The sequence below is a fragment of the Streptosporangium sp. NPDC049046 genome (genome assembly GCF_040649155.1).
Lineage (GTDB): Bacteria > Actinomycetota > Actinomycetes > Streptosporangiales > Streptosporangiaceae > Streptosporangium.
Map to the genome: position 1 here is coordinate 217582 of NZ_JBEZEZ010000011.1, position 19771 is coordinate 237352.

Below are 19771 nucleotides of genomic sequence, written 5' to 3' on the forward strand. Positions count from 1 at the left end.
GAGGGGGCGGGGTTCTCCTCACCCGGGTTGTGCGCCCGGGCTGCCGGGCTCACCCCGGGCTGTGCGCTCGCGGTATCGGCGCCGATCCGAGCGCGTGCCAGGTCAGTTCCCGAAGGACGTGGTAGAGGGTGGTCTGCGTCTCCTGGATCCGGTGCACCGAGGAGGAGGGGACGACGAACAGGTGGTCCAGGACGCCCCGCTCGGACAGTTCGGCCAGCCTGCCGCCCCCGCCTCCGGCCAGCCCGACGGTGAGCATGCCCCGGTGGGCCGCCTCCTCGAACGCCCGGACGACGTTGGCCGACCCGCCGCTCGTGGACAGTCCGACGACGATGTCCCCCGGACGGCCCAGCGCCGCGAGCTGCCTGGCGAAGACCACCTCGAAGCCGACGTCGTTGGAGAGCGCGGTGACCACGGCGACGTCGGCGGTCAGGCAGAGGGCGGGCAGGGCCGGGCCGCGGCAGGGCCGCAGGAAGGCGGTGGCGACCTCCTGGGCGTCGGTGCTGCTCCCGCCGTTGCCGAAGCTGAACAGCCGCCCGCCCGCGACGAACCGCGCGGCCATCTCCTCGGCGCACGCCGCGAGCTCCGCCGCCGACTCCGCGCCCATCCGCTCGCGCAGCCGTACGATCTCGCCGGTCTTCTCCACGGCCGATCGCATCGCCTCCGCCTGCACCTCCGTCGTGCCGAGATCGGCCCGGCCGAGGTGCTCGTCGTGCTCGGGGTGGTCGTAAAGGAAGGGGTACAGCTCGCGCACGCCCTCCGCGGGCGTTTCGTCAAGCGCGCTCATCGCCGTCCTCCTCCTCGGCGCCGTCGTCGCCTTCCTCGGAGATCTCCTCGTCGCTCTTCCTGGCGCTTCCGCGCGCGACGACGGCGATGGCCTCCCTGGCGTGGACGAGGACGGTGTCGCCCACCGCGGGGTCGACCAGCGCCACGCTCACTTCTTCGAGGACCCCGCCCGCGTCGACGATCGCCAGGTCCCCCTCAAGCAGCCTGACCACGCTCATCGGCAGTGCCTGGTCGGAACAGGTGACGCAGACACCGTCGGTGCAGTCCTCGGGCCCGTTCACCGGTCCGCCCCTCGCGCGGGCGGACCGAGCCGGTCGAGGAACACATGAACCAGCTCCCACAGCAGGTGGTAGGTGGTGACGTGGACCTCCTTGACCACGGCCGGCTCGTCGGACGCGGCGACCAGGATGTGGTCGGCCGGAAGGCGACCGGTCGTGGCGCGCCCGCCCGGGGTGTGCTCGCCCGTGATGGGCCCGGTCGGGAAGTGGCCCGTCGCCCCGCGACCCGGAGTGTCGCCCTCACCGCCGCCGGCCAGGGCTCCGGCCAGGGCGATGGTCAGCAGGCCGAGCTCCCCGGCGGCCTCCAGACCTCGCAGAACGCTCGGACATCGGCCGTCGCGGAAGATCCCCAGGGCTGTGTCGGCGGGGTCCGCCCAGTGGCGCACCTGGTGGGCGAAGACCTCGTCGCCGCCCCCGCCTTTCCGGCCGTCCCCGCTCTGTCGGTGGTCTCCGTTCTCCCCGCCTCCGGCCACGCCTTTCCCACGATCTCCGTCGTTCTCGCGGCCCGCGTCGTTCGTCGGGTCGGCCGTCGCGATGTCGCCGCTCAGCGCCACGGCGGGGAGTGCCCTCTTGCCCACGATGACCGGGTGCATGAACTCGACCGCGATGTGCGCGGCGTCCGCGCTCGCGTCGCCGAACACGATCAGCTTGCCGCCGAGACGAAACCTCGAGGCCATGGCGCGAGCGGCGCACGCGACACGTTCCACCTCACCCGTCAGAGCGCGCCCGGCGTGACCCCGTCGCGCGAAGGCGGCGATCACCGTCGACTCCGTAACCGGTATGACCACCGGTGGTGAGAGAGGCGTTGTTCGCGTACTCGGTGTGCCAGGCATGTCGACGCTCCGTATTTCTCACGGTAGTCGCCACATTACGATTGGCCGTTTCAGCCCCGACACCCCCGGCTCGACAACCAACGGCAAAGCTCTGATCATCCACGTAACCTTCCCGTCCAGATCATGCGAGCCCCGGAGGCATTCCCGTGGGGACGGGAAGGATGGCGGGATGGGCGTGGGGCGGGGAACACGGGTCAGGGTCAGGATCAGGATCGAGGGAATCGTGCAGGGGGTGGGATTTCGCCCCCACGTCCACCTACTCGCCCGGCGCCTGAACCTGTCCGGGTGGGTGGGCAACGACGACCGGGGTGTGTTCGTCGAGGTCGAGGGGGAGCCCGGTGACCTCGAGCGCTTCCGGAAGGGCCTGCGGGACCAGGCCCCGCCGCTGGCGGCGATCGACCGTCTGACGGCCACCGAGATACCGGTACGCGGGGACCGGGGGTTTCGCATCGTGGCCAGCCGAGAGGGGAACCACCGGTTCACCCTTGTCCCACCTGATGTCGCGACATGTGATGACTGCCTGTCCGAACTGTTCGACCCCGCCGACCGGCGTCACCGCCACCCCTTCGTCAACTGCACCAACTGCGGGCCGAGGTTCACCATCATCCGGGATGTCCCCTACGACCGAGCCGCCACCACGATGGCCGGGTTCGCCATGTGCGGGGAGTGCGAGAGGGAGTACCTCGACCCGTCGGACCGCCGGTTCCACGCCCAGCCGATCTGCTGCCCGGCCTGCGGCCCGGTCCTCCGCCTCCTGGACGGTGGTCTTCGCGGCGCCTCGCACGCTCGTGATCCGGGCGGCGGTGATTCCGGTGACGGCCCGGATCCCCCTGGTCCGAACGGCGGCTCGCATGTCCACGGACCGGGTACCGGGCATCCCGGTAAGAGGCCGGACGACGGCGTCGATCCGATCGTGGCGGCGGTGCGGGTGCTGCGAGCGGGAGGCGTCCTGGCCGTCAAAGGACTCGGCGGGTATCACCTGGCGGTCGACGCCACCGACGAGGAGGCCACCCGGACCCTGCGCTCCCGTAAGCGCCGCGAGGAGAGGCCGTTCGCGGTCATGGTCCCCGACCTGCGCACCGCGCGGGCGCTGTGCGAGCTGGACGCCGAGGGCGAGCGGCTGCTCACCGGTTCCCGGCGTCCGATCGTGCTGCTGCCTCGCCGCCCAGGAGGCGCGGTGGCCGAAGCGGTCGCGCCGGGCGACCGCCGCCTCGGTCTCATGCTGCCGTACACGCCGGTACACCACCTGCTCGCCGCCGAACTCGCCCGCCCGTACGTTCTCACCAGCGGAAACCTCTCCGACGAGCCCATCGCCTACCGCGACGACGACGCGCTCACCCGGCTCGCCGGGGTCGCGGACGCCTTCCTCACCCACGACCGGCCGATCCACGCCCGCGCCGACGACTCGGTGTTCCTCGCCGTAGGAGGGGGCGCGGTGCCGCTGCGCAGGTCCCGGGGGTACGCCCCGGAGCCCCTGCGGCTCTCACCGCCCGCCCGCCGGGCGGTACTCGCCTGTGGCGCCGAGCTGAAAAGCACGTTCTGCCTCGCGCGGCAGGAGCACGCCTTCGTCTCCCACCACATCGGCGACCTGGAGAACCACGAGACGCTGTGCTCCTTCACCGAGGGGATCGAGCACCTCCGGCGCCTGCTCGGCATCACCCCGGCGCTCGTCGCCCACGACCTGCATCCCGAGTACCTGTCCACGAAGTACGCCCTCGACCTGGAGGTGCCCGGGTCGGTGGACCTGACCGGCGTGCAGCACCACCACGCGCACATCGCCTCCTGCCTGGCCGACAACCGGGAGCGCGGCCCGGTCATCGGGGTGGCCTTCGACGGTCTCGGCTACGGCACCGACGGCACCATCTGGGGCGGTGAGTTCCTGGTGGCCGACCTGGCGGGCTTCACCCGTGCCGGGCGCCTGGCGCCGGTGCCGATGCCCGGTGGCACCGCGGCGATCAGGCAGCCCTGGCGGATGGCGGCCGCGCACCTGCGCGCGGCCTACGGTGACGCGCTCCCCGAGGACCTGCCGGTCAGGGTCCGCCACGGCCCGCGCTGGGACGAGGTGGTCGCGGTGGCCGAGTCCGGGACGAACTCCCCCCTCACCTCCAGCGCCGGACGCCTGTTCGACGCGGTGGCGGCGATCCTCGGGCTCCGCGACACCGCCGGATACGAGGGGCAGGCCGCGATCGCCCTGGAGCAGTGTGCCGACCCCGTGGAGAAGGGCGCCTATTGGGCCAGGATCGTCGACGACGGGCCGCTTCTGACGATCCTGGCCGCGGACCTCGTCCGCGCGGTCGTGGAGGGCACGCGCGCCGGGGCGGTTCCGGCGCTCGTCGCGGCCCGTTTCCACAACGGCCTCGCCGCCGCTGCCGCACGGGTGTGCGCGCGGCTGCGCGAGGACACGGGCATCGGTACGGTCGCCCTGTCGGGTGGGGTCTTCCAGAACCGGCTGCTGCTGGACGGTCTCGTCACCGCCCTCCGGCTACGCGGGCTGCGGGTCCTGACCCACCGAACCGTCCCTCCGAACGACGGCGGCATCAGCTTCGGCCAGGCCGCCGTGGCCGCGGCCCGCGACACCCTCGGCCTTTTTTGAGCGGGCACGCCGCCACCGGGCCCGGACCACCGGGCGCGCCGTCACCGGGCCTGGACAGCCGGGGCACGCTGCTACCGGGCCCGGACCGCCGGGCGCGCGGTCGTGGGGCATGGACCGCCGCGCCGGGATCGTCGTATCAGGGCCGGTACGTGCCGAAGTACCAGATGTTGCCCTCCAGATCCTTGCAGGCGTAATCGCGGGAGCCGTAGTCCTTGTCGGCCAGTTCCATGGTGACCTCCGCCCCGGCCACGACGGCCCTGGCGTGGTGGGCGTCGGGGTCGTCCACGGCGACGTAGACTCCCGGCCCTCCCGGCTCGCCCGGACTCGTCATGATCATTCCGGTGCCGGCGATCAGCTCCCCGTGACCGACGCCCCCGTCGGCGGTTGTGTGGAGCTCGTGGACCTCGAAACCGAACGCCTGGACCAGCCACTCGACGGCCTTGCCCGCGTCGCGGTAACGGACCAGTGGATACACCGTTCGCATGTTCTCTCCTCCCATGTAGTGATCACCACGATGTCACCGGCGGGAGCGTCAGGGCTTGGAAAAATCTGACCTGTGGACCTCCCCCCCAAGGGAGGTCGCGCCCAAGGTTCTTGATCACCCGATGGCGCGAGGGGGAGACGCCAGACCGCGGGGAGTGACGCCCGCCATGGCCCTGAACTCGCGGTTCATGTGAGCCTGGTCGTAGTAGCCGCAGACGGCGGCGGTGTCGGCCGGCGACATGCCGGACCTCAGGCGGCCGGAGGCGTGCTCGAAGCGCAGCACCCTGGCCGCGGCCTTCGGCGCCAGCCCGATCTGGTCGTGGAAGCGGGAGACGAGGTGGCGGTGGCTCCATCCCAGCTCGGCGGCTATCGAGGCCACGGACATGGTGCCCCGGGTGGCGACCAGCCGCTGCCACGCCCAGCCGACACGGCGGTCGGGCAGCGGTGCGTCGCCGATGCGCGTGCTGAGCGCCTCGTCCAGCAGAGCGATCCTGACGGCCCCGTCGGGAGCCTCCGCCAGTCGCTCGACCGTGGCCGTGGCCCACCCCCCGAGAACCTCCTCCAGCGGAACCACCCGGTTGGCCAGCTCCCGCAGGGGCATCCCGAGCAGCCGCCTGGCCCCGAGCGGTGTGAGGTTGACCTGCACCCCCTCGGAGATCCCGGTCGTGGTGGTGTCGACGTAGGTGTCATGCAGGCCACCGGCGAACGAGGCCAGCCGCTGGGCGCCCTCCGGGCCGTCCAGCGTCAGCGGCGCACCGAACCCGAAGATCATGACGACCCCGGCGAACGGCGGCTGCCGCCGGGGCATGGGATCGGCGTAACGCTCGGTGTAGGCCGACAGGTGCGTGACGTAGGGCCGCAGGAAGGCTCCCGGCTCACTCTCGGTGAAGGCCAGGCCCTCGGTCACCGCCGCGTCGTTCACGCCTCGACCATAACCGCCGCCCCCGACAGTCCGGCAGCCCCGATCATGGCCGCCGCCCCGACGGTTCAGCCGCGCCGTCCATACGGCCCCATCCGTGCGGCCCTGACCGCACGGCCCTGACTGTGCGGTCCCCGGCCGTGCGGCCCTGACCGTGCCCCGACCATGGCCACAGCCCTCGACGGTCGGGCCCTCGCGGACGTGGAGAGGGCGCGCCCGGACTCCCGGACGCGCCCTTTTCTGCCGACGGCTCTCAGGCCCGCACCCTCAGGAGGTCAGGCCGGTGTGGTAGGCGAGGAAGCTGAGCTGGTCGGAGGCGAGCTCGACGGTCTTGCTCACCGCGCGGGCCCCGTGACCGGCCTCCGCCTCGTTGCGGAGCAGGATCGGCCGCTCCGAGGCCTGTGCGTGCTGCAGGGCGGCGCACATCTTCCAGGCGTGCAGCGGATGGACCCGGGTGTCGGACTGGAAGACGGTGAACAGCGTCGCCGGGTAGGACACGCCCTCCCGAACGTGGTGATAGGGGGAGTAGGAGTGCAGCCAGGCGAACTCGTCGGGCTTCTCGGCGGAGCCGTACTCGACGTTCCACGTCGCGCCCAGGCCGAACAGCTCGTAGCGGATCATGTCGAGCAGCGGCGCCGAGCAGACCACCGCGGCGTAAAGCTCCGGGCGCTGGGTCAGGGCCGCGCCGACCAGCAGGCCGCCGTTCGAACCACCGGAGATGGCCAGCTGCGAGGACGTGGTCACTCCGGTGTCGATGAGGTGCTCGGCCGCCGCGTGCAGGTCGTCGAACACGTTCTGCTTGTTGGCGAGCATCCCGGCCCTGTGCCACTCCTCGCCCTGCTCGCCGCCGCCGCGCAACTGGGCGATGGCGTACGTGCCCCCCGCCTCGACCCAGCTCAGGACGGACGCCGAGTAGCCGGGGGTCATCGAGATGCCGAAGCCGCCGTAGCCGTACAGGACGGTGGGGCGCGGCCCCTCGACACCGGGAGGGGAGATCACCAGCATGTGGACCTCGCTGCCGTCCGCCGAGAGGTAGGTCACCTGCTCGGTGGTGATGGCGGGCACCTCGATCGCGCCGGGGGAGGACGCCCAGAGCGTCGTCTCACCGGTGCGGGCGTCGTAGCGCTGGATGCTCGGCGGCGTGGTGTTGTCGGTGTAGCCGAACCAGGCCTCGTGGCCACCCTCGGGGCGCTCGCTGATGCCGCCGATGGTGCCGAGACCCGGGGTCGGCACCTCGCCGACGCGCTCGCCGGTGACCAGGTCGTGGACCGAGATCTCGCTGATCGCGTGACGGGTCCAGCCCACGAGCATCACCGGCCGGTCGAGATCGTCGAGGATCGCGAAGTCGGTGAGCACGGCCTCGGGATCCTGCGGGATCAGGTCACGCCAGTTCTCGAACCGGGGATCGGACGGATCGGTCACGCAGACGCGGGCGCGCGGGGCCTCCCGGTCGGTGAAGACGTACAGGCGGCCGTCGCGGCCGAAGTGCAGGGCGCTCTGGGCGTCGACCCCCTCCTGGACGACGACCAGCTCGGGTGAGGAGGGGGAGGACGCCTGGAGGTCGGCCACCCACAGGTCGTTGCGCGGCGCCGTGCCCCTGGAGGCGGAGATCTGCAGCCAGCGGCCGTCGCGGGAGACCGCCACCCCGTAGTAGTTGGTCTTCTCCAGGCCCTCACCGAAGATCAGGACGTCCTTCTCGGTGGAGGTGCCGACCCTGTGCAGGTAGACCCGGCGGTGGAACTGCTCCTCGCCATCGGGTACCTCGGTGGAGGGCAGCCTGCGCACGTAGTAGAAGGCCTCGCCGCCCGGCAGCCACGCCACGGGGGAGTAGCGGCACCGGTCGATCGGCCCCTCGATCCGGTCGCCGTACGCGATGTCCATCAGGTAGAGGCTCGATTCCTCGTCACCGCCCACCGAGACCTGGTAGGCGAGCAGGCGGCCCTCCTTGTCGGGCTGCCAGGAGTCGAGGGTCGTCAGCCCGGTCGGGTCGAGCGCCATCGGATCGAGCAGCGCCCGCTCGGAGCCATCGGGGTCCACGGTGTAGAGGACGGCGTGCTCCTGCCCGGGGGCGCGCCGCATGAAGAACCGCCGCTCCCCGCGCCACGTCGGTGCGCCGATCGACCCGGAGCCGAGCAACTCGGCGATCCGGGTCTTGAAGCCCTCACGTCCGGGAAGGGCGTCCAGCTCGGTCTTCAGCAGTCTCTCCTGCCCCACCAGCCAGTCCTTCGTCGCCGGATCGTCCGGGTCCTCAAGCCACCGGTAGGGGTCGGGAACAGGAACACCGTGGAGCTCGTCGACGAGCTCAAGACGGCTGGCTGGAGGATACGGCTGTCTCGTCATGGCTGGAACCCTACGACCTAAAGGCCGCGAGACGCGGCCATTGCGCGGGCGGCGTATCTGATCTGCGGCAGGAGGAGTTAAGAACTGGTAATGCGGGCATAAAACGTATCAGGTGTCTCTCCAGTCATTTATGGGTGGCGAGAACCAGGTAGCAGCAGCCAAACTTGGTGAAGGACGGTGCCGTGGTGAGCATCCGCTGGGCCGTCCGGCGGAGGTCCTCGTGACGGAAGCGCCCGGGCCCCAGGAGGGGCCGCCAGCCGGGGCACGCAGTGGCGTGCCCCCTCATGTGACACGTCGTGCGGCGGGAGAGGCCCGCTGATGCGCCAGGTCCTGCTCTTGAACGCCACCTACGAACCCCTGACCACCCTCTCCCTGCACCGGGCCGTCGTGCTCGTGCTCAGGGAGAAGGCCGATGTCGTGCACCGTGACGGGCGGGGCGCCGTGTTCCGCTCGGCGAGCCGTACGCTCGACGTCCCCTCGGTGATCAGGCTTCGGAGATATGTCCGGATCCCATATCGGTCACGGATCCCGCTGACCCGGACCGCGCTGATGCGCCGGGACGACTACCGGTGCGCCTACTGCGGTCAGCGGGCCGAGACCATCGACCATGTCATCCCGCGTTCGCGAGGCGGCCCCCACACCTGGGAGAACTGTGTCGCCTCGTGCACGACGTGCAACCACCGCAAGGCCGATCGCATGCTGGAGGAACTGGGGTGGACGCTCAACGTCGCCCCGGTGGTGCCACGTGGCGTCCACTGGCGGTTGATCGGCGCGCACGTCGTCGGCGATCCCCAGTGGGCGCCCTATCTCGCGGAGAGTGCGGCCTGAGGTCCGGCACCCGATGACGAGGCCGCCGCGCCACCCGGTGGAGCGCGGCGGCCCAGTCATGCCCGGTGAGCCGGACCTTATCCGCTGGCACGGAAGATCCCCGATGGGCACAATCACCTCATGACGTGGATCTTCACCTCCGATGTCGAGGCGTATACGGGCGTGGCGGAGCCGTGGCTGCTGCGGGATCCGGTTCGCAACACCCTCCTCCTCACCGTCCTGCGTGCCATACGCAACGGCCTGTGGGGTGACGACCCGCTGCTGGGACGGCTGGAGCGTGACGGCCGGGTCGTGGCCACGGCGATCCAGACGTCGCCCTACGCCCTCATGCTCCCCGCGATGCCCGCCGACACCGTGCCCGAGCTCGCCACCCGCCTGATCGAGACCGAGAGGGCGATCTCCGGTGTGAGCGGTCCGCTCTCACCGGCCGAGACGTTCGCCGCCTCCTGGTGGCGGCCCGAGGCGAGTCGCCGTGCCGAGCGCCTCTACCGGCTCGACGCGCTCGTCCCCCCGAAATCCCACGCGGCAGGGGCCTCCCGGGTCGCCGTCGCGGCCGATCTCCGCCTCCTGGTCCGGTGGAGCGAGGAGTTTCAGGCCGAGGCGAAAGGTGTCGGCGACATCGACCTGACCGCGCTGGTGGCGAGCAGGATCGCGAGACGGGAGCTGGTCGTGTGGGAGGCGGGCGGGAGGCCCGTCGCGTTCGCCGGGGTCTCCGCGCCCATCGGCGGGATGAGCCGGGTCGGCCCGGTCTACACGCCCCCCGAGTCTCGCGGGAAGGGTTACGGCACCGCGGTCTCCCACGCGGCGAGTGCCAAGGTGCGGGCCGAGGGCGCCACGGAGGTGCTGCTCTTCACCGACCTGTCCAACCCCACGTCCAACTCGATCTATCAGGCGATCGGCTATCGGCCGGTGAGCGACTATGTCTCCATCACCTTCACGTGAGCGAGCCCGGCGAGCTGGGTAACCTTGGTGCCATGCCCAGATACGACTTCCGCTGCCGCGCCTGCGGGTCCACCTTCGAGATCTCCCGCCCGATGGCCCGCTCCGACGATCCGGCGCCCTGCCCCGAGGGACATGACGACACCGTCAAGCTGCTCTCCACGGTCGCCGTGACCGGTGGCTCCGCGAGCTCCGCGGGTTCCGCCGCCGCGCCCCGCCCTTCCGGAGGCGGCGGCGGGTGTTGCGGAGGCGGCTGCTGCGGTTAGGAGCCGAGGTCCGCGCGGTGGGGAGCCGGAGCCGTCACGGCGGCAGGGCTCCCGTCGCGGACTGTCACCCGGATCGGCTCGCGCCTCCGGGTGACAGCTCGAATCGAAACGGTCGGTCCGCAGCCGACAGCGTGCGACCGTGGGCTATGCGGCGGCGCGCTTGCCCTGGAAGGGCAGGAACGCCTCGGCCCGGTGCGGGCGGGCCGGCACGAAGGTGGGCTCGGTGGCGATGATCCGGTCGAACCTGAACGCCCGGATCGCGCCGCGCAGGCGGCACATCCCGACGAGATACCAGTGTTCGCGGTGAACCATGCAGGTCACCGGGTCGACGTCGCGGACGGTGACCCGCCCGGAGACGTCCTGGTAGTGGAGACGGATGACGAGGTTTGAGGTGATGGCGTTGGCGATCGTCCGGGCACGGTCGGCGGTCTCGGCGGGCATCGGCTCGGTGAGGGTCGCCAGGGTGGTGGCGACGATGTCGTCGTCGAGCTCCATCTGCTCGAAGGCGTGACGCAGGCCGCTGCGGGCGGCGTTGGCCTGCGGACCCGACCCCAGATGCGCCATCGACAGGGCGAGGGCGGCGATCTCGGCAGTCGTGAGCGGGGCGGTGAGCTTCATGACGTTAGTCATACCCAGATAATACGTCCGAGCACTGACATTTTTTCGAACTTCCTGTCGGGTAAGGCATCTCTACCCGACAGGAAGCCCAGGTCAGCGGGACAGCTGTGACAGGTCGCGCGAGGCACCGGTGGAGGCCGAGGTGGTGAGCGCGGCGTACGCCTGCAGGGCGGCGCTCACCTGGCGCCGGCGGTCGCGCGGCCGGTAACCGCCCAGGTCGGCGAGGAGCTTCTCGCGGCGGGCGGCCAGCTCCTCCTCGGGGACCTTCAGGTCGATCGAACGGGCGGGGATGTCGATCGCGACGAGATCGCCGTCCTCGACGAGGGCGATGGTGCCGCCCTCGGCGGCCTCGGGGGAGGCGTGGCCGATGGACAGCCCGCTCGTGCCGCCGGAGAAGCGGCCGTCGGTGACCAGCGCGCAGTCCTTGCCCAGCCCCTTGCCCTTGAGGAACGAGGTGGGGTAGAGCATCTCCTGCATGCCGGGTCCGCCCTTGGGGCCCTCGTAGCGGATCACCACGACGTCGCCGGCCTTGACCTTGTTGTTGAGGATGCCCTCGACCGCGTCGTCCTGCGACTCGAAGACGACGGCCGGACCCTCGAACCGCCAGATCGACTCGTCGACCCCGGCGGTCTTGACGATGCAGCCCTCGGTGGCGATGTTGCCGTACAGGACGGCGAGGCCGCCGTCGCGGGTGTAGGCGTGCTCGGCGTCGCGGACGCAGCCCTCGGAGCGGTCGAGGTCCAGCTCCTCCCAGCGGGCGCCCTGGGAGAAGGGCTTGACGGTGCGGGCGTTGCCGGGGGCCGCGTGCCACAGCTCCAGCGCCTCGGGCAGCACCTGCGGTGACTTCGGGTCCCAGCGGTCGAGGTAGTCGCCCAGGGTGCCGCCGTTGACGGTGTAGGCGTCGCGGTGGAGCAGTCCGGCCCGGTCGAGCTCGCCCAGGATCGCCGGGATGCCCCCCGCGCGGTGGACGTCCTCGACGTGGTACTTCGCCGTGGCGGGGGCGACCTTGCACAGGCAGGGCACTCGCAGCGAGATCTCGTTGATCTCCTTCAGCCCGAAGTCGACCTGGGCCTCGCGGGCCGCGGCGAGGATGTGCAGGATCGTGTTGGTCGAGCCGCCCATCGCCACGTCCAGCGCCATGGCGTTCTCGAACGCGTTCTTGGTCGCGACGGCGCGCGGCAGGACCGTCTCGTCGTCCTGCTCGTAGTAGCGGCGGGTGATCTCCACCAGTTGGCGCCCGGCGTCCTCGAACAGCTTCCTGCGCGCCTTGTGGGTGGCGAGGATCGTGCCGTTGCCGGGGAGCGCGAGCCCGATGGCCTCGGCGAGGCAGTTCATCGAGTTGGCGGTGAACATCCCGCTGCACGAACCGCAGGTGGGGCAGGCGTTCTCCTCCATCTCCAGCAGCTCGGCGTCGGAGACGGCGTCGTTGGCGGCGGCGATCATCGGGTCGATCAGGTCGAGCTTGCCGTTGGGGGTCTTGCCCGCCTCCATCGGCCCGCCCGAGACGAAGACGGTGGGGATGTTGAGCCTGAAGGCGGCGAGCAGCATGCCCGGGGTGATCTTGTCGCAGTTGGAGACGCAGATCAGCGCGTCGGCGCAGTGCGCGTTGACCATGTACTCGACCGCGTCCGCGATCAGCTCCCGGCTGGGCAGCGAGTAGAGCATGCCGCCGTGGCCCATCGCGATGCCGTCGTCGACCGCGATCGTGTTGAACTCGCGCGGGATCGCGCCCGCCTCGCGGATCGCGCCGGCGACGACGTCGCCGACCTCGCGGAGGTGGACGTGCCCGGGGACGAACTGGGTGAAGCTGTTGGCCACGGCGATGATCGGTTTCCCGAAGTCCTCGCCGGCTACGCCCGTCGCCCGGAGAAGGGCCCGGGCCCCGGCCATGTTCCTGCCGTGCGTGACCGTACGAGACCTGAGGGCGGGCATGAGGCTTCTCCCATCATCGAAACCGTGTCTACAAATGGTACGGCTACCGCCCGGTGCGTGAGACGCCTGTCCAGGCCACGAGACATCCGGCTTCTCGCCACATGTTCTGTGAACACCGTACGAGCGTGATCGACGTACGGGGCCGGGGCGGCGAGGCGGGCGCGTCGGTCGCCGGGAGGGTTCCGGGACGACGACGGGGCACGGGGTGGGCACCGGGGCGACGGCCGGCGGGCCCGATACGGGCCCAGGGTGTTCTTCGACACTACCGAAGGTCTCCGCGCCCGGCGAACCCGGGGCGAACGGCAGCCGCGGAGAGCCCTCGATCACCTGCCGCGACGTCCACACGAAGACGTCCACACGAAGACGTCCACACGAAAGGGAACGCGCGCTGGAGCGCGACCGGGCCCGCACTCGCGGGAACCGGGAGGGGAGGAGGACGGGAGCCGCCTGGCCGGGGCGTCGTGGCGGGGCGGGCTCCCGTCGGTCCCCGAAGGGAGAGACACGGCGGAGGTACGGGCGTGCCGGAAAGGGCTCGCGGGACAACCCGAAATCAGTTCTCCGGGTAGCGTGCGGGCAGGACCCGCTCGGCGGCCTCGAAGATCCTGTCGATCTCGGCGTCGGTGAGTGAGCGTTCCCGCTTGGTGATCCATTTACGGACACGACTGCCGTCGAATACGTCCACCTCGCGGACGTTGAGGACCTTCCAGGGGATGGCCGGGCCGTAGATCGCGAGGGACGGCACGATCGTGACATCGTGCCCCAGCTCGGCGCCGATCAGTTCGCCGGCCTGGGATGCCTCCCAGCGGGCTTCGTCGAGGCGGGGTTTCTGGTTGAACGGGCCGTGGAACAGCTTGCGGTGGGACTGGACGCGGACCGGCAGGCGCTTGTCCCACTTCTCGGAGTCGACCGCGTAGACGCCGGTGGGGCCCACGACCAGGTGGTCGATCTGCGCCTCGCTGCCGGGGATCGCGCGGGCGTGCAGGGTGCGGTAACCCCCGCGCTCCAGCCGTTTGAGCTGCATCTCCGTGCGCCGTTCCGCGACCGAGGCGCGCCGCCAGGCGGGCACGGAGGAGTTGGAGCGGGCGCGGAGCACCGTGTCGACGATCGCGGCCACCACGGCGGCGGTGAAGCCCAGCGGCCAGCTGGCCAGCAGGACGCCCGCGAGCACGCCGACGCCGACCGCGATGATGGCGCGGCGGCGCAGGTGGCGGTATTTGGGGTCGTCGAGCAGGTTGCGTAGCGAGGCGCGCTCAACAGGTGCGTACGTAGACGCTGGCGCGGCGGGTCGAGACGTCGGCCGATCTTCGGCCTGTCGGTCACTGACCCAAATCGGTGACGTAGTGTTACCGTCTTCTGGTACCTGACCGGAATCCACGTAACTCACGGTAGCTGACGTCCTCGGGGGTGCCTAGTATTGCGTATCTCATACTTTTGTGACCGCCGTCACCCGCTTGGCACTGCTATGAACCGGGTACCTTAGGGACTTTTCGCTCTGGATCACTGGGTGTCGCGCGGGGTGTGGCTCACGTTCACGATCTTAACGTCCCGGGCGGCCGACGGTCGCGGATCGAGGCCGCCACGGGGGTCTCCCCAGCCGGCGCGCCCCGCCACCCGGTGGCCCTCGACGGGTGATTCCGCGCCGGGTTACTTTTGAGGTGTGGACAGTGCGATCGAGGTCTTCGGCTTTCTCGTCGCAGTCTCCGGCGGTCTGTTCCTGCTCATCGCCCTGCTCGTGACGATGCCGGGCAGGATGCGCGACAGGGCCGCGAGGAGCACCTCGGCGGGCGCGGTCTGGCTGGGAGGCCCGCACGGCAGTGAGCGGGGGATCACCGACTCGGTCCTCGTGCTCACCGAACGGCGTCCGGCGAGGGCTCCGGCGCCAGAGATCGACTGGGTCTCGCTCGCGGTGACCTCCGAGCCGGGACGGCACACCGGCGGGGCGTCGGCGGCCTGGTGAACCCGGTGGTCCGGCGGATCGCCGGACCACCGCCAAACCGACAAAGGCGAGGTGACGAAGGATGCTCACCCTGACCTCGACACAGGGCGACGACGTCCGCGGGGCACTGCGCACCGCGGAACGGCGCACCGGGCTGCGTTTCGCCGCCTACCTCGGTCCGGCGATCGGACCGCGCCGCCACTTCTCCGAGCGGCTGCACGCCGCGCTGGGAGCCGACGCCGACAGGGCCGTGCTCGTCTTCGTGGACCAGCGGGGCAGGGCCCTGGAGATCGTCACGGGCTCCCTGGCCAGGGAGCGGCTGCCCGACGCGGAATGCCGCGCGGTCGCGACGTCGATGGCCGCGGTGCTCGGCCTGGGCGACCTGGTGGGCGGGCTGGTCACCGGGGTCCTGCTGCTCGCGGACCAGGCGTCGCGGCGCAGGTGATCCCGCCGGCCGGTCACGCCGGGGTGGAAGTGATCTTCCCGAAGGTCCGTCCGGGCGGAACGAGGTCGGTTTTCCCGGATAATCGGCTCGTGCTGAGGATCACGAGGGACGCGCCGCCGGGTCACTTCGTGCTGAGGATCACGCGGGACGCGTCGCCGGGTCACTCTCGCAGGCGCCCCACGGCGGAACGGGAGTCGGACGGGATCCTCGACTACGTCCAGGCGACGCTCGCGGACGCCCGCAGGAAGGTCCGGGGGGAGGACGAGACGGCGGCCGCCCTGCTGTTCACGACGGGCGCCGCCGCCGGTGCCGTCGTCGTCGGGCTGCTGAACGGCCACTGGAGGCCCGGCGAGCTGTCCGGCAAGGTCGAGTGGCTCTGGTGGACGAGCGTGTTCTTCTGGCTGATGGGGATCCTCGTGCTTACCGGAGCCCTCTGCGGCCGTACCTCCGGGCTCGCGGGCAGGGTCCTGGAGCGGCGCCGTTTCTACCCCGGCACCTTCGCCCGGGACGCGCCGCCGGAGCCGGACCCCCGGCTGGGGTACGGCGTGGGGCGGCAGGGCCGTGGCGCCGAGGTCAGGGTCGACCTGCTCGTCCTGGAGATCAGGAGGCTCAACGCCGTCGGGGACGCCAAGCGGCGCTTCATCCGCCGCGGCGTCCTGCTCATGATGGTCTCCATCGCCTGCTGCGCGCTGGCGGTGTTCGTCGACGGCGGGCTCTGAGCTCCTCGGGCCGCACGATCAGTGCCGTAGAAGCCTCACCAGGTGCGCGCTGGTGTCCTCCAGCAGTGTCGAGGGCTTCAGCGCCGCGCCCGCGACGGCGGAGAACAGGGAGGGCAACCCCGGCAGCGGGAAGCCGTCGTCGCTGGAGGCCTCCCCGCCCACACCGTTCTTGGCCAGGGTGGTCCGGCTGCGCTCCCATGCCTCGATGACCTCCTCGGGGGAGGGCACGCCGAATCCGTGGCCCACCGGGGCGGCGTGGCGCAACCGCACCAGCGGGGTCTCGGCGAAGGCGAGAGCCACCTGGGAACGCAGCGCGAGGTCCTCACGGAGGTCCGGATCGACCCAGTTCATCGCGGTGCAGGGGTTGCGGCAGTCGGCCACGCAGGTGGCCAGAGCCCCGGCCACCTGGCTGTGCTGGCGGTCGAAGTAGGCGCGCCATCCCTCGGGCGGCTCCCCGGCCACGCGCAGGGTCCGGTTCGCGGCCGACTGCTCGGCCCTGGTGTGGTCGCAGTCGCGGTCGCCGATCACCCCGAACCTGCTGTCCGGCGCGGTGAGCCCCTCCGGCCAGCGCGCCGGGTCTCCGGCGTTGCCGAGCACCGGTTCGAAGGCGAGCAGCGGGAGATACTCGCTGGCGATGTGGAGGGCGGCGACCATGGGGCTCAGCTCGCGGCGGTGCCACCTGACCGCGATGACCTCCAGCAGCAGCCCGTACGCGGGCCGCAACGACTCCAGCGCGCCGCGCGGCTGCTCGCGGGGCGTCTGCGGCATCGTGCAGGCCCGCGCTCGCCGCCGAAGGTCGCTCGGCACGGACCGTGCCTCGACGGCGAAGTCCTCCGCGTCGAGGGAGAGCAGCCGCTGGCCGAACTCGCAGACCGCCTCGATCTCGTCCGCGTCGCGTACGACACCCGAGGCGAGGGCTCCGATGTCACCGAAGGCGTATCTCCGGGCCAGGGAGATGAGCAGGTCACGTGCTGATTCCACGTGATTTACCCTCTCATGACCCAGAGACGACGGGACAGGTGTCCACACACGGCAAGACGTGGGGTATCTCCCGCGCTTACCGGCATTCCTTCCAGTGTCCGTCAGGAACCACTTAAAACTTCAGCTGTGGTCGACCCGGGCGGTGCGGGACGGCCCCGCCCGGGTCTCGCGGCCAGGTCAGGCCGCCGAGGCGTCCTTGGCGCGGGTTGTCCCGGGCGGTGTGTGATGGCTCCGCCCGGGTCTCGCGGCCGGGTCAGGCTGCCGAGGCGTCCTTGGCCTGGGCGCGCAGGGCGCGGCCGATGCCGTCGGCGCCCTCGAGCAGCAGGCGCTTGAGGGCGTGCGGCGGCTGGGTGGACGAGATGAGGTCCTGGGTCCTGGCGACCGTCTCTGGAGAGATGCTCAGCGCCGGGTAGCAGCCGTTCGCGAAGTTCTGGGCGCTGTCGGAACTCCAGGACGCCCAGATCCCGCCGATCTCCTCGAAGTACTTCGCCCCGTACGGCTCCAGCAGCTCCGGGTGGCGCGGGTCCATGAAACCGGCGATCGTCGAACGGAGCAGCGCCCCGCTCAGCTTGCCCTCGGTGATCGCGGTCCAGGCGTTCGCCTTGCCCTCGGCGGTCGGGATCGCGGCGCCGCAGAGCGCGGCGGAACGCTCGCCCGTCGCGGTGGCGTCGCGCAGCAGCTCCTGGGCGATGTCCTCCTCGCCGAGCAGGCCGCCGGAGACCAGGGCGCCGGTCAGCGTCCAGCGCAGGTCGGCGTCGACGGTGAGGCCGTCGAGCACCGTCTCCCCGTCCAGCAGCCCCTTCAGGAACGCCAGGTCCTCGGTGGAGGTGGCCACGGCCGACAGCGCGTTCAGGTAGGCGAGCTGGTGGTCGGAGCCGGGCGCGGCCTCGCCGACCAGGCGGCGCAGCGCGGAGGCGAGCCTGGCCAGGCCCTCGGGGCGCCAGGCGGGGTCGCCGTACTGCTGGACGGCGAGGCGGGCCTGGCGGAGCAGGGTCTGGGCGACGGTGATGTCGGTGACCGACTCGATGTTGGAGACGACCAGGGTGAGGTAGTCGCGGGTGGCCATCTCCGCGTCGCGGGTCATGTCCCAGGCGGCCGACCAGCACAGCGCGCGGGGCAGCGACTCGGTGAACCTGGCGATGCCGCCCTCCGTCAGGGTCCGCAGCGACCGCTCGTCGAGCCTGACCTTGGCGTACGTCAGGTCGTCGTCGTTGATCAGGATCAGGTCCGGCTGGACCTCGCCGACCAGCTCGGCCACGGCCGTGCGCGCGCCGACGACGTCCAGCTCGACCCGCCTGACGCGGACCAGCTCGCCGTCTCGCAGGGAGTACAGGCCGATGGCGACGCGGTGCGAGCGCAGCGTCGGGTAGTCGGCCGGGGCCTCCTGGAGGACGTCGAACTCCAGGAAACGGCCCTCGGGGTCGACGGTGAACGAGGGGCGCAGCGTGTTGACCCAGGAGGTCTCCAGCCACTCCTTCGACCAGGAGGACAGGTCGCGTCCCGAGGTGCGCTCCAGCGCACCGAGCAGGTCCGCGAGCGTGGTGTTCTCCCAGGCGTGCTCGTTGAAGTAGTCACGGACCCCGGCGAGGAAGTTGTCCAGGCCCACGTAGGCGACGAGCTGCTTGAGGACCGAGGCGCCCTTGGCGTACGTGATCCCGTCGAAGTTGACCTCGACCGCGTGCATGTCGACGATGTCGGCGGCGATCGGGTGGGTCGAGGGCAGCTGGTCCTGGCGGTAGGCCCAGGCCTTCTCGACGTTGGCGAAGGTCGTCCAGGCACCCTGGCCCCAGCGGGTGGCCTCGGCCTGGCAGAGCACCGAGGCGTAGGTGGCGAACGACTCGTTCAGCCACAGGTCGTCCCACCAGCGCATGGTGACCAGGTCACCGAACCACATGTGCGCCATCTCGTGCAGGATCGTCTCCGCGCGGCGCTCGATCACCGCGTCCGTGACGCGCGAGCGGAAGACGTAGTCCTCCAGGAAGGTCACGCAGCCCGCGTTCTCCATCGCCCCGGCGTTGAACTCGGGGACGAAGAGCTGGTCGTACTTCCCGAACGGGTAGCGGACGCCGAAGATCCGGTGGAAGAAGTCGAAGCCCTGCCTGGTGACCTCGAAGATGTTCTCCGGGTCGAGGTGCTCGGCGAGCGAGGCCCGGCAGTACAGGCCCAGCGGGATGCCGTCGTGCTCGGAGGTCACCTTGTGGTAGGGCCCGGCGCACAGCGCGGTGATGTAGGTCGACATCACCGGTGAGGGCGGGAAGTGCCAGCGCTTGGCGGCCTGGAGCGCGCCGTGTCTGCCGTGGTGCTCCGGCAGCTCGTCGGCCGCGTCGGGCGCCGTGTTGGAGATGACCTCCCAGTGGGAGGGCGCGAGCACGGTCAGCTCGAAGGAGGCCTTGAGGTCGGGCTGGTCGAAGCACGCGTACATCCGGTGCGCGTCGGCCGTCTCGAACTGGCTGTACAGATAGACGCTCTTGTCCACCGGGTCGACGAAGCGGTGCAGGCCCTCGCCGGTGCGGCTGTAGGAACAGTCGGCGTCCACCCGCAGCTCGTTGGTCTCGGCCAGGCCAGGCAGCGGCAGCCGTCCGGTCTCCAGGTCGTAGCCGCTCACGTCCAGCTCGACGCCGTTCAACACCGCCGTGCGCACCTTGGCGCCGGCCAGGTCGACGAACGTCTCCGCACCCGGCCGGGTGCTGGTGAAGCGGACCGTGGTGACGCTCTCGAAGCGCTCCTCACCCTCGGTCAGGTCGAGCTCCACCGCATAGGACTGCACACTGAGCAGCCGTGCGCGCTCGCGCGCCTCGTCACGGGTCAGATTGCCTGCCACTACCGCTCCCTCTTCACAACTTCCCCCGCTCCATTGCTAAGGGGTGACTGAATCCTG

Annotated in this window: 18 protein-coding genes; 7 read left to right on the plus strand and 11 right to left on the minus strand. The window is 71.0% G+C overall.

The window, feature by feature from the left end:
- Window positions 1-49: 49 nt before the first annotated feature.
- The 3 genes from AB0B96_RS18265 to AB0B96_RS18275 are packed head-to-tail and all read right to left on the minus strand — an operon-like array spanning window position 50 to window position 1738.
- Entirely contained in the window at window positions 50-784 is a 735-nt protein-coding gene (locus AB0B96_RS18265) for an SIS domain-containing protein (protein WP_362900008.1), read from the minus strand.
- Complete coding sequence (locus AB0B96_RS18270; protein ID WP_362900010.1) at window positions 771-1064, minus strand: HypC/HybG/HupF family hydrogenase formation chaperone; 294 nt, start codon at window positions 1062-1064, stop codon at window positions 771-773. Before AB0B96_RS18270 ends, AB0B96_RS18265 begins: the two co-directional genes overlap by 14 nt.
- Window positions 1061-1738, minus strand: a complete 678-nt coding sequence (locus AB0B96_RS18275; RefSeq protein ID WP_362900012.1) for a phosphoheptose isomerase — start codon at window positions 1736-1738, stop codon at window positions 1061-1063. Before AB0B96_RS18275 ends, AB0B96_RS18270 begins: the two co-directional genes overlap by 4 nt.
- 325 nt (window positions 1739-2063) lie before the next feature.
- On the opposite strand from AB0B96_RS18275, the gene hypF reads away from it, so the two are divergent.
- Window positions 2064-4487 (plus strand): carbamoyltransferase HypF, encoded by a 2424-nt coding sequence (gene hypF, locus AB0B96_RS18280; protein WP_362900014.1) that lies wholly within the window; start codon window positions 2064-2066, stop codon window positions 4485-4487.
- 136 nt (window positions 4488-4623) lie between these two features.
- Here the strand turns inward: hypF and AB0B96_RS18285 are convergent, their stop codons facing one another.
- The 3 genes from AB0B96_RS18285 to AB0B96_RS18295 all read right to left on the minus strand — a co-directional run bounded on the left by AB0B96_RS18285 (window position 4624) and on the right by AB0B96_RS18295 (window position 8229).
- Window positions 4624-4971: a VOC family protein gene (locus AB0B96_RS18285; RefSeq protein WP_362900016.1), complete on the minus strand. Its 348-nt coding sequence runs from the start codon at window positions 4969-4971 to the stop codon at window positions 4624-4626.
- Window positions 4972-5085: 114 nt separating this feature from the next.
- Window positions 5086-5892, minus strand: a complete 807-nt coding sequence (locus tag AB0B96_RS18290) for a helix-turn-helix domain-containing protein (RefSeq protein ID WP_362900018.1) — start codon at window positions 5890-5892, stop codon at window positions 5086-5088.
- A 264-nt stretch (window positions 5893-6156) separates the two neighbouring features.
- Window positions 6157-8229: a prolyl oligopeptidase family serine peptidase gene (locus AB0B96_RS18295; protein ID WP_362900020.1), complete on the minus strand. Its 2073-nt coding sequence runs from the start codon at window positions 8227-8229 to the stop codon at window positions 6157-6159.
- A gap of 318 nt (window positions 8230-8547) precedes the next feature.
- On the opposite strand from AB0B96_RS18295, the gene AB0B96_RS18300 reads away from it, so the two are divergent.
- From AB0B96_RS18300 to AB0B96_RS18310, 3 genes are all read left to right on the plus strand, one after another.
- A complete protein-coding gene (locus AB0B96_RS18300) occupies window positions 8548-9057 on the plus strand; it encodes an HNH endonuclease (protein ID WP_362900022.1) in 510 nt (169 codons plus the stop codon).
- A 120-nt stretch (window positions 9058-9177) separates the two neighbouring features.
- Window positions 9178-9999, plus strand: coding sequence for a GNAT family N-acetyltransferase (locus AB0B96_RS18305; RefSeq protein WP_362900024.1), 822 nt, complete (start codon window positions 9178-9180; stop codon window positions 9997-9999).
- Between the two features lie 32 nt (window positions 10000-10031).
- Window positions 10032-10262 carry a zinc ribbon domain-containing protein gene (locus AB0B96_RS18310; protein ID WP_350949482.1) on the plus strand — a complete coding sequence of 77 codons (231 nt, stop codon included), beginning with the start codon at window positions 10032-10034 and terminating at the stop codon, window positions 10260-10262.
- A 144-nt stretch (window positions 10263-10406) separates the two neighbouring features.
- On the opposite strand, the gene AB0B96_RS18315 is transcribed toward AB0B96_RS18310, so the two are convergent.
- The 3 genes from AB0B96_RS18315 to AB0B96_RS18325 form a co-directional block, all read right to left on the minus strand.
- Window positions 10407-10892 carry a WYL domain-containing protein gene (locus AB0B96_RS18315; RefSeq protein WP_350949483.1) on the minus strand — a complete coding sequence of 162 codons (486 nt, stop codon included), beginning with the start codon at window positions 10890-10892 and terminating at the stop codon, window positions 10407-10409.
- A gap of 81 nt (window positions 10893-10973) precedes the next feature.
- The gene (gene ilvD / locus AB0B96_RS18320; protein WP_362900027.1) at window positions 10974-12812 is read right to left on the minus strand and encodes a dihydroxy-acid dehydratase; all 1839 of its coding nucleotides are present in this window, start codon (window positions 12810-12812) and stop codon (window positions 10974-10976) included.
- Window positions 12813-13362: 550 nt separating this feature from the next.
- Window positions 13363-14187, minus strand: coding sequence for a nuclease-related domain-containing protein (locus AB0B96_RS18325; RefSeq protein ID WP_362900029.1), 825 nt, complete (start codon window positions 14185-14187; stop codon window positions 13363-13365).
- Between the two features lie 282 nt (window positions 14188-14469).
- On the opposite strand from AB0B96_RS18325, the gene AB0B96_RS18330 reads away from it, so the two are divergent.
- From AB0B96_RS18330 to AB0B96_RS18340, 3 genes are all read left to right on the plus strand, one after another.
- Window positions 14470-14769, plus strand: a complete 300-nt coding sequence (locus AB0B96_RS18330; protein ID WP_350949486.1) for a hypothetical protein — start codon at window positions 14470-14472, stop codon at window positions 14767-14769.
- Window positions 14770-14830: 61 nt separating this feature from the next.
- Window positions 14831-15193, plus strand: coding sequence for a DUF5130 family protein (locus AB0B96_RS18335; RefSeq protein ID WP_350949487.1), 363 nt, complete (start codon window positions 14831-14833; stop codon window positions 15191-15193).
- Between the two features lie 89 nt (window positions 15194-15282).
- A complete protein-coding gene (locus tag AB0B96_RS18340) occupies window positions 15283-15912 on the plus strand; it encodes a hypothetical protein (RefSeq protein WP_362900031.1) in 630 nt (209 codons plus the stop codon).
- 18 nt (window positions 15913-15930) lie between these two features.
- On the opposite strand, the gene AB0B96_RS18345 is transcribed toward AB0B96_RS18340, so the two are convergent.
- Both AB0B96_RS18345 and pepN read right to left on the minus strand, forming a co-directional pair.
- Window positions 15931-16893 (minus strand): hypothetical protein, encoded by a 963-nt coding sequence (locus AB0B96_RS18345; protein WP_362900033.1) that lies wholly within the window; start codon window positions 16891-16893, stop codon window positions 15931-15933.
- A gap of 253 nt (window positions 16894-17146) precedes the next feature.
- On the minus strand, window positions 17147-19714 hold the full coding sequence (gene pepN, locus AB0B96_RS18350) for an aminopeptidase N (RefSeq protein WP_350949490.1): 2568 nt from the start codon (window positions 19712-19714) through the stop codon (window positions 17147-17149).
- Between the last annotated feature and the right edge of the window lie 57 nt (window positions 19715-19771).